The organism is uncultured Campylobacter sp. (assembly GCF_938018035.1).
GTDB lineage: Bacteria > Campylobacterota > Campylobacteria > Campylobacterales > Campylobacteraceae > Campylobacter_B.
This window is the reverse complement of the sequence record NZ_CALIJF010000045.1, coordinates 18063-27494: the sequence shown is the minus strand read 5'-3', so window position 1 is coordinate 27494 and position 9432 is coordinate 18063. Positions and strand designations below refer to the sequence as shown.

Genomic DNA, 9432 nt, shown 5'->3' with positions numbered 1-9432 from the left:
GCTTCCGCGCAAATATAAAATTTGGACTTGAAATTTCTTGAAATTTATAAATGCCCGCGGGATAAAATTTCACAGAATTTTATCGCGACTAAAATATACGGTGTCACGGTCTGGCGCAAATTTTATCTTTAAATTTACGGCACGTGCGCGCTAGAAAGAATTTAGCGCCAACGAGACCGACTTTATATTTGCAGCTAACGGCGCGTAAATTTTGATTTGAAATCACGCCTCGTTTTTGGCGCCGTGTTTTGCCGCTATAAAATTTCATGAAATTTTACGACGACCTAGCCCGCACGGAATTTTACGTAAAATTTTAAAATTTAGCGGTCGAATTCTGCCTGGAATTTTACGCCGAGCCCCGCTAGATTAGCGCAGCCTCTCTTTTAAAATTTCCCAAATACCGGGCATTGCCAGCAGTCCGTTGTGCGGCGCGGCGGCTATTTCGTAAAATAGATCGCCCGCCTTAAGAGACCCCGCAAGATCGCGGCAGTGTTGCACCGGTATCAGCTCGTCAGCGACACCGTGGATGAGCGTGATCTGCGTGCTGCGTGCCGCTTGCAAAAATTCCGCGGTCGGAATCTTGTATCGGATCAAAAATTTCGGCACGAAGGGGATTTTTTCGTGCGCAAGCCGCTCGAAGCTAAAATATGGCGCGAGCAAAATCAGCCGTGCCGCGTCCCACTTCGCAGCCTGCTGCGCCGCGATGCCGCTTCCGATCGAGTAGCCGATCATCGCGAGCTTTCTTGGCGAATGCTGCGCTAAAACGTAGCGGCTCATCGCATCCGCACTCGCAAAAAGCTGCTGCTGCGATGAAATTTTGCCGTCCGATTTGCCGTAACCCGGGTAATCGAAAATATAAAAATCGTATCCCAAAGCCGCAAAATCCGCGCCGTATGTGCCCCAGCCGCTCACGTCGCCGAAGTTGCCGTGAAAGAACAAAATCGCACCTTTAGGCTCTGCTGCGCTAAATTTCAGCCCGTTTATCACCCCGCCCCCAAACGGGATATTGATCTCTTGAAATTTTATCGCAGCGGCGTTTGCGTTATTGCCCGTAGCGGCGTTTCCTGCGGCGTTTTTGCCGCCGCGCTCGCTGCTAGTTTGAGCGTTTTTGTTTTTGATCTCACCCGCTGCGGCGCCGTTTTCCTTTACGCCGCCAATCGCCGAAGCGCTTTCGTCCGCGACGCCATTTATCGCCGCGCCATTTTGCGTAGCGGACATCGATGCCTCTAAATGCTCGCCGTTCTCTGGCGCATTCACAAGTCCCGCAAATTCGGAATTTTCAAAGCTAAATTTAAAATTTTTATCCAGCGGCTCGCCCAAAAATATCAGCCGCTCCTGAAAGATATAAAGTCCCGCTAGCACGCAGACATAAACACACGCCGCGATAACGCACAGCCTAAGTAAAACCCTCATCGCCGTCCTTTAAATTTAAAGCCGAGACGCAAAAGCGCGCAGCAGCACGCGAAATTCCGTCTCGCCGCTAAGCTTTAAACTCGCTCAAAAACCACTGAAACGCCAAGATCAGCCCCGGCGCGCGCACGATCTTTTCGTCGAACATAAACTCTCGCGCCTTGGCTGCAGGCAGGTAGAAAAGCTCGATCTTCTCGCCGTCCACGCCGCCGCCGCGACCGATCTTCATCGATTCGTCGATGCACGCGAAGTATAAAATTTGACGGTTCGCCGCAAAGCCCAGGGCGCTGTAGTAGCTCGTGATAAATTTCAGATCCTTCACGGCGTATCCCGTCTCCTCGAGCACCTCTTCGATCGCCGTTTGCTCCTCGCTGATGCCCTTGTCTAAAATGCCCGCGCAAAGCTCGTAGGTGTAGCCCTTCTCAGGCGAGTTGATTAAGCCCTCCTCTTGATAAAACCACACGCTGGGGCGAAACTGCTTGACGAGCAAAAGCGCGTCGCGCTGCGTATGATAAAGCAAAATCGAGACGCTATCGTGCACCTTGACGCAGTCCCACGCGCGCGCCACGCCGTCCATTTCGAAATTTAGGCGAAAGGGTTTAACGAAATTTGAGCTTTTAAGCTCGGAAATTTTGAAATTTTTTATAGTAGTATCCACGTCGCAAGTCCTAAAAAGCTAAAAAATCCCACGATGTCCGTCACCGTGGTAAGCAGCACGGAGCTGCCGACGGCTGGGTCGATATTTAATTTTTTAAGCGTGATCGGAATGACGGCGCCGAAAAGCCCCGCGAGCGTTAAATTTAGCACCATCGACATCGCAATCACTAGCCCCAAAAGCTTAATGCCGAACCAAAAATACGCCACAAACCCCATCAGCGTGGCAAAAATGAGGCCGTTTATAAAAGCGATCGTGATCTCGCGAAAGAGAACCTGCTTTTTGTCTTTAAACGCTATCTCGCCCAGGGCTAGGCGGCGCACGGTTACCGTGAGCGCCTGCGTGCCGGTATTGCCGCCCATGGAGGCGACTATTGGCATAAGCACGGCGAGCGCGACCAGCTTTTCGATAGTGGCGTCAAAGAGCCCGATAATCGTGGAGCTTACGATCGCCGTGCATAAATTTACCGCTAGCCACAAGGCGCGCGCGCGACCCGCCTTAAAGATCGTCGTCTCATCGTCTTCGGCTTCGTCATCGACGCCCGCGAGGTTATAAATTTGCTCGGTGGCGCGCTCTTGGATGAGATCGTGGATATCATCGGCGGTGATACGCCCGATGAGTATGCCGTTAGCATCAACAACAGGGATGACGTTAAGGTCGAATTCCTCAAAGTCCTTGATCACGTCGTCGATCTTATCGGTATCGGTGGCGAAGTGGATTTTATTTTCGGCGCCGAATTTTTGTGAAATTTGCTCCAGCGTGAGCGAAAAATCATATAAAATCAGATCGGACGTCGAAAAGGTAGTAAGCAGGTGCCCTTTTTTATCGAGCACAAAGAGCTGAAAGACGTTCTCGATCTCGTCCTTTTCGCGCATAACGCGCAGCATCTCAACCGCCTGCCCCAGGGTCTGATCTTGCCTCGCGCTAAAGACCTCGGTCTGCATATACGCGCCCGCCTCATCTTCGCTATATTTGGAGATAGTAAGAATATCGTGGCGATCGTCCTCGTCAAGCCCATAGAAAATCTGCTCGGCCTTGTCCTCGTCGATTTCGCCGATGTTTTGCAAAAGCTCTGCCTGATCGTCGCTTTCGAGCTCCTCAATCGCTTTTACGATCTTTTCGTGAGGCAGAGTTTCGATGACGTCTTCGAGCATATGCTCGGGCATCTCAAGCGCAGCATCGGCAAGATCCTCAGGATCTAGCTTTTTTAAGAATTCTACGTATTTTTCTTCGTCATGCTTTTTTAGAGTTTTTAAATGCTCCGTAAGATCGGCGGCACTCAGCTCATGCTCAAGCGTATCGCCTAGATGCGCATCAAGAAGCGCCTTAGCTTCCTCGACGTCGTCCAGCTGCTCTTTATTTTCCATTTTCAGCCTTAATTTATCGTGATAAGCGACTCGTAGTTTTCAAATTTAGCAGGGTTTTTCGAGCCGTCTTTAGCCGCAGCCATTCTGGCGTCCATATCTTTGACGAGAGCTTTAAATTTAAGTTCTTCGGCGCTTATGACGTTAGTTTTTTCAATCTTGACTACCTTAAGCGGATCTATAGCCTGCTTATTTTTATAAAGTCCGAAGTGCAGATGCGGTCCCGAACTAAGCCCGGTCGAGCCTACGTAGGCGATTAACTGACCTTGCTTGACACTAACGCCTGCTTTTGTGCCGCTAGCAAAGCCGCTAAGATGCGCATAAAGCGTACTAATACCGCCGCCGTGATTGATTTCGACGGTATTGCCGTAGCCGTTTTTACGCCCTACAAAGCTAATCTTGCCCGCCCCTGCGGCATTTACCCTAGTGCCTTTGGGGGCTGCATAATCCACGCCTAAGTGCGCACGATATCGCTTTAAAATCGGATGAAATCTTTTAGGGGTAAAATACGATGAAATTCTAGTATAAACAAGCGGCGTAATTAGCAAAAAAGATTCGACCTTTTTACCGCTTCGGTCGTAGTATTTATCATCGAAAAAATATAGCGATTTGGGCTTTTTATTTTCCTCGATCATTCCTGCGGTGATATTTACTCCGCCAAAAGGTTTGCCAAGGCGCGTCTTTTGCTCATACAGGATCACAAGCCGATCGCCCTTTTGCAGCTTTTTAAAATTTACCTCGTTTTTAAAAACAAGCATAAACTCATTCGCTAAAGCTGCATTGCCCGTAGCTTTGATGATATCTTGATAGGGCGAGCTTTCGATCTGAATTCCTAAAGAGTAGCTGTTTTCCTCATAAACTATCGGAGTATAAACGAATCTAAAAGTGCCGAATTTATCGCGGTAGATGTGGATCTGAAGCTCCTCACTGACGGGGATTAGCAGCTGGGAGACGCGACCTACTGGATCACGCAAAATTTGACACTCCACGCCAGCTCGTACCTCGGCGGCAAGCTCCTGATCCTCTTTATCCAGGTCATAATATACAGACGCGGGAATGCCCGCAGTTTCCATAAATTGCAGAAGACTCACGCCATCGGGCCAGGCAAACTTCTCTACGCTGGGGTTGTTCGCAAAAACTACGCCTATCCACAGAAAAAGCAATATAAAAATTCTAGTCATATAAAACCGCTTTGAAATATTATTTTAAGGCGGGATTGTAACGAAAAAACGCTTATATTTCGTAAATACCGCGGAATTTTATCGCTAATTTCAAAGTTTTATGTATAATTAGCCGAAATTTTATTCAGGAGCAGAATTTTGAAAAAAGCTTTACTTATTTTAGGTCTATTTTTAAGCGCGGCGATAGGGGCGGAATTTAACATGCCGCGATACGAAACCGCCCTACTTAGCGTAACGGATGGTTCGGGCGAGATCACAGATAGCCCTACGATTGCCGTAGGTAGCAGCGGAGTTGTGATGCATAATTTCGGTAGCGGCGCAAGCTCCATCATCGCGCGCGCAGTCGTGACGCAAAAAAGCGCAGGCAAGGCAAAGGTACGATTTGAGGTCTTTGATATGTTAGCTCAAGAGGCGCTGCCACTGCCTAAAATTTTACCTGCAAGCGGCGATAAAGTGATCTTAAATTTCCTCTATGACCGCGCCATAATCGTCGCGCCTAACGCTGAAATTTACGAGCAGGTTATCAAGGCTTTTCCGAATATAAATTTTATCCACCCAGATCTTGGCGGCGCCTATCTTAGCTACAACCACAAGCCAAATCCCAGCCGTGACGATTTTCGTAAAATTTGCGCGCAAAACAGCGCCGGACTGATTTTTATCGCGATGGATAAACAAGGCGTATTTGCCGACTGCGGCAGCTTCAAGCCTTTGCGCACGTTCGCTAGCGGCAGCGTGGCTTATTATCAGCTGCCATTTTACTCACGCGTGGGCGAGATAAAGACCGTCATTTGGGACTTTACTAATGGCCCGATCAGCGATTACGACAAACACTACCGCTATTTGCTAGGCTTAGACGGCGATGAATAGCGCCGCGCGAGCGTTTTTTACAAATCTATTAGGCGCGGATAATGCCTATTTTGACGAGGCTCATCGCACAGCATACTGCTACGACGCGACGAAAAGACGCTGCCTGCCAGACGGCGTGCTTTTCCCGCGAAGTGAGGACGATGTCAGTCAAATTTTAAAATTCTGCAACGAAAATTTAATCCCTGTAGTTCCAAGAGGCGCAGGTAGCGGTTTTACGGGTGGATCTTTAGCCGCAAACGGCGGAGTGATTTTGGCATTTGAAAAACATATGAATAAAATTCTAGAAATCGACATGCAAAATCTACTCGCCGTAGTCCAACCCGGCTGCATAAATATCGATCTGCAAAAAGCAGCCGCAGCGCGCGGGCTTTTTTATCCGCCCGATCCCGCAAGCCAGGATTATTCCACGCTAGGAGGCAATGTCGCCGAAAACTCCGGCGGTATGCGCGCCGCAAAATACGGCATCACCAAAGACTACGTAATGGCACTGCGTGCGGTACTGCCTAATGGAGAGGTGATCCGAGCGGGCAAACGCACTATCAAAGATGTCGCAGGCTTCAACGTGGCAGGAATTTTAATCGCAAGCGAAGGTGCGCTTGCCATCATCACCGAAATCACACTCAAGCTTATCCCAATGCCAAAGCTTAAAAAAACCGCGATGGGCGTCTTTCCTAGCGTAGATGCGGCAATGAATGCCGTGTATAAGACGATGGCTGCCGGTATCACGCCCGTGGCGATGGAATTTTTAGACGCGCTGTGCATAGCCGCGGTCGAGGAGAAATTTCACAAGGGCTTGCCGAAGGGTGCGGGCGCGATTTTGATCTGCGAAACAGACGGCAATTTAGAAGCAGTGCTTTTGGAGGAGCTCGCACTCATAAAAGAAATTTTCGTTCAAAACGGCGCGAGCGACTTTCGCATCGCAGAAAGCGAAGAGGAGCGTGCGGGCATTTGGTTTGCGAGACGCAACTGCTCGCAGGCGATCAATATCTACGGCACGCTTAAGCTAAATGAGGACATCACCGTCCCGCGCTCGCAGCTGCCCGAGCTACTGCGCCGTATCGCGCGCATCGGCGATAAATACGGCGTGCGCGTGCCCTGCTTCGGGCACACGGGCGATGGCAACGTCCACACCAACGTCATGGTCGCCGACAAAAAAGATGAAGCTCAGGTGCGACGCGGACATGACGCAATCACCGAAATTTTCAAAGCTGCAGTTGATCTTGGCGGTACGCTCAGCGGCGAGCACGGCATCGGGCTAAGCAAAGCAGAATTTATGCCACTAGCTTTTAGCGCAGCAGAGATGGAGCTATTTCGCGCGATCAAAAGGGCTTTTGATCCAAAAGGCATCTTAAATCCCGGAAAAATGGGGCTTTAAATTAGGATCGTCATCCAACTTCTACGGTGATTTGAAATCGATTTATCCCACTTATCTCATCTAAAATTTTACTTTCCTACAATATGCCTACTTAAAATTTATCTTGCTTGCAATTTAGCTTATTTACAGGCTACTTCGAGTTAGTTTCAAGCTTGATCTACCCATTGACAGATCGATTTTGCCTGCTTTGCAATGAATAATTTTACTTGTTTATTGATAGATTCCATCCACTTGATAATTGATTTTACTTACTTCGCAGATTGATTACCTCATGCGATCTTCTTCGGATATTTTTGCCATATCAGCTGTGATTGCATAGCTACTCGCTAGTTTGCGCAATTTTTTCTCTTTCAAAGATACATACTAAGATTATAATGAAATCCCTATATCGCGATGGATAAGTCTATGACAAGTTAAAATTCTGTCAATAAAATCCATAGCATAGATTAAATTCTAAACTTCTGAAATACTGAAATTTTAAAATCACTATCCATCGCCATTATTTCAATATGCGGAATTTCAGCAATAAAATTTAAAGACGAAATTTCACGAAATTTCATAAAATCCCATAAAGCTCCGCAAAATTTCTACGCTAATTTCGATCTCACCGTATTATCATCTAGCTAGCCCTGCCATCTATTTAGTAGCATTAGCCTCGCTTGCATTTATTTTATTCATCGCGGCTACTACATTGCAGCTAAACTCCGCTCCCAGCTTGCAGGCCTTGTCGTAGTAGATCATCGCCTTATCCAGATCCGGCTCGCCAAATTCCTTCTTTGAATACGCTAGCCCAACCCTTTGGCATCCCTCTGCCAAAGCGGCATCGCAAGATTTGAGGAAAAACTTAAGAGCGCCCTGATAATCTTTTTCTTCGTAGCTAGCGACCGCAGCATTTAAGCAGCCCTCGCCTAATCCCAAATCGCATGATTTGGCAAAAAACGCAAATGTATTTTTCTTATCCGCATTTTTATAAGAGATTATCGCGGTGTTGTAGCAAGCTTTGGCGGCTCCCAGCTCGCACGCTTTGGAATAAAACCGCGCGGACTTGCCCTTATCTTTCGTAGTTTTATATAAATTTTGCTCGTCGTAATATAAATCCCCCGCGATAGCACAGCTATTTTCTAGCCCCGCTTCACAAGCTTTTTCAAATGGCTTTTTTGCTGCCTCATAATCGCGCTCCTCAAGCAAATATGCTCCGTAGTCTTCGCACGAATTAGCCCTACCGACGCCACATCCGACAAACGAGACCCCCTGCGGGAAAAATATCTGCGCGAGCAAGTAGGCTGCTACGATTAGCGCGGCAATCGACGCTAAAATTTTCATTTTTGCTCCTTTTAAATTTTAAAAATAATTATAGCAAAAAGCGAGGGATAAAATTTTAATTTTTGATAATAGCTGTGAAATTTCCGGCGAAATTCCTGCAAAATTCCTATCAAAATCCCAAGCAAAATTTTTGAATAAAATTCTAAACGGAACTTTGAGCGGAATTTCAAAAAGACAAATTAAAATTTTAATTGCAAGATTGTTTTTATGGCTGGCTGCCCCACTTTTTTACTCGCACGTCTATGCGGCATCCACGGCGCCTGCAGTATTTATAATAAAGCATTTAATCCTGAGGTCTGAAACACCTACGGACTCTACAATGGTAATTTATCAGGGCGACAATCTAATGCGTAAAATATTTTGTTGCATACCAAGCCCGCGACAAGCATCTTGCCACGCCCTAGAAAACTTTTGAAAATTTCGCATTGCTGCTTAAAAATTTTAAAAAATTTTATGCCACTACCCTTTAAATTTTATCTTAGAAATAGGTTTTTCTATGCCAAAATCGCAAGCATAATACGTCTTTAGGCATTTTTTGCTCCGATACCCAGGCTTCTTAGATCCACGCCACTTAGATATGGTGAGTCTTAAAATAATCAAGACTGCGCAGTATCTGTATCGCGTACGTAAATTTCATATGTGTATGCTGCACCCACACATCATCCATGAGCACTATATTTGCCGCGATTCCGCGCGCTGTATGCCAAAAAAGCGTATCGGTCATGAGCGATAAATTCCCGCTTTTCGCCGCTTACACGATCCATGAAATTTTATCCTCTCGGTCTTTAAATTTACGCTTCTTTAGAGCCGAACTCTATCACAACCTCCTCCTCGCCGAACCACATCACGGAGTTTTTCATATCGCAAAACCTCGCCTCATCCGCCATCAGCTCCGCTAGCACCGCTCGCCCTACCTCGCTGTTTCGCGCATCCGCAAACGCTTGCACGCTCTCATACCATAGCTCGCCCATCGCGTCGTAGCCAAACGCCGCCGTCTCGCGCTTGGTGCTTTGCCCCTCGGGGAAAACGGGCATGGTTTTTGCATAGCGGACGATATTTAGTGCCTTTTGATTAGCCAAAACCTTTTGCGAATGCGCCGCCCAGTGCGCCAAAAACTCCTGCTGCGTGATGTTCGGCGCCCTTTTTACTAACATCGTGATCTTAAACATAACCGCTCCCTAAATGAAATTTATCGCAAATTTGCGCCCTATTCTATGATGCATCCGCGTTTTTGCAATTTTGCTTAGTGTTCTTTGC

8 protein-coding genes are annotated in these 9432 nt (G+C 47.3%); 2 read left to right on the top strand and 6 right to left on the bottom strand.

All coding sequences use genetic code 11. The features are described from left to right. Nucleotides 1-366 precede the first annotated feature (366 nt). The 4 genes from Q0257_RS01540 to Q0257_RS01525 form a co-directional block, all read right to left on the bottom strand. Nucleotides 367-1413, bottom strand: coding sequence for an alpha/beta fold hydrolase (locus tag Q0257_RS01540; protein ID WP_298020700.1), 1047 nt, complete (start codon nucleotides 1411-1413; stop codon nucleotides 367-369). 67 nt (nucleotides 1414-1480) lie between these two features. Further along, a complete protein-coding gene (locus Q0257_RS01535; protein WP_298020697.1) occupies nucleotides 1481-2068 on the bottom strand; it encodes an NUDIX hydrolase in 588 nt (195 codons plus the stop codon). After that, the gene (gene mgtE, locus Q0257_RS01530) at nucleotides 2053-3432 is read right to left on the bottom strand and encodes a magnesium transporter (RefSeq protein WP_298020695.1); all 1380 of its coding nucleotides are present in this window, start codon (nucleotides 3430-3432) and stop codon (nucleotides 2053-2055) included. The genes Q0257_RS01535 and mgtE overlap by 16 nt, the downstream gene beginning before the upstream one ends. Before the next feature lie 8 nt (nucleotides 3433-3440). After that, nucleotides 3441-4610 carry a peptidoglycan DD-metalloendopeptidase family protein gene (locus Q0257_RS01525; protein ID WP_298020692.1) on the bottom strand — a complete coding sequence of 390 codons (1170 nt, stop codon included), beginning with the start codon at nucleotides 4608-4610 and terminating at the stop codon, nucleotides 3441-3443. A gap of 138 nt (nucleotides 4611-4748) precedes the next feature. Between Q0257_RS01525 and Q0257_RS01520 the strand changes: the two genes are divergently transcribed. Then, nucleotides 4749-5477, top strand: a complete 729-nt coding sequence (locus tag Q0257_RS01520; protein ID WP_298020689.1) for a plasminogen-binding N-terminal domain-containing protein — start codon at nucleotides 4749-4751, stop codon at nucleotides 5475-5477. Continuing rightward, the gene (locus Q0257_RS01515; protein ID WP_298020686.1) at nucleotides 5470-6852 is read left to right on the top strand and encodes an FAD-linked oxidase C-terminal domain-containing protein; all 1383 of its coding nucleotides are present in this window, start codon (nucleotides 5470-5472) and stop codon (nucleotides 6850-6852) included. Before Q0257_RS01520 ends, Q0257_RS01515 begins: the two co-directional genes overlap by 8 nt. 636 nt (nucleotides 6853-7488) lie before the next feature. Here Q0257_RS01515 and Q0257_RS01510 read toward each other — a convergent pair. After that, nucleotides 7489-8175 (bottom strand): tetratricopeptide repeat protein, encoded by a 687-nt coding sequence (locus tag Q0257_RS01510; RefSeq protein ID WP_298020684.1) that lies wholly within the window; start codon nucleotides 8173-8175, stop codon nucleotides 7489-7491. Between the two features lie 791 nt (nucleotides 8176-8966). Then, on the bottom strand, nucleotides 8967-9344 hold the full coding sequence (locus tag Q0257_RS01505; RefSeq protein WP_298020681.1) for an EthD domain-containing protein: 378 nt from the start codon (nucleotides 9342-9344) through the stop codon (nucleotides 8967-8969). Nucleotides 9345-9432 lie beyond the last annotated feature (88 nt).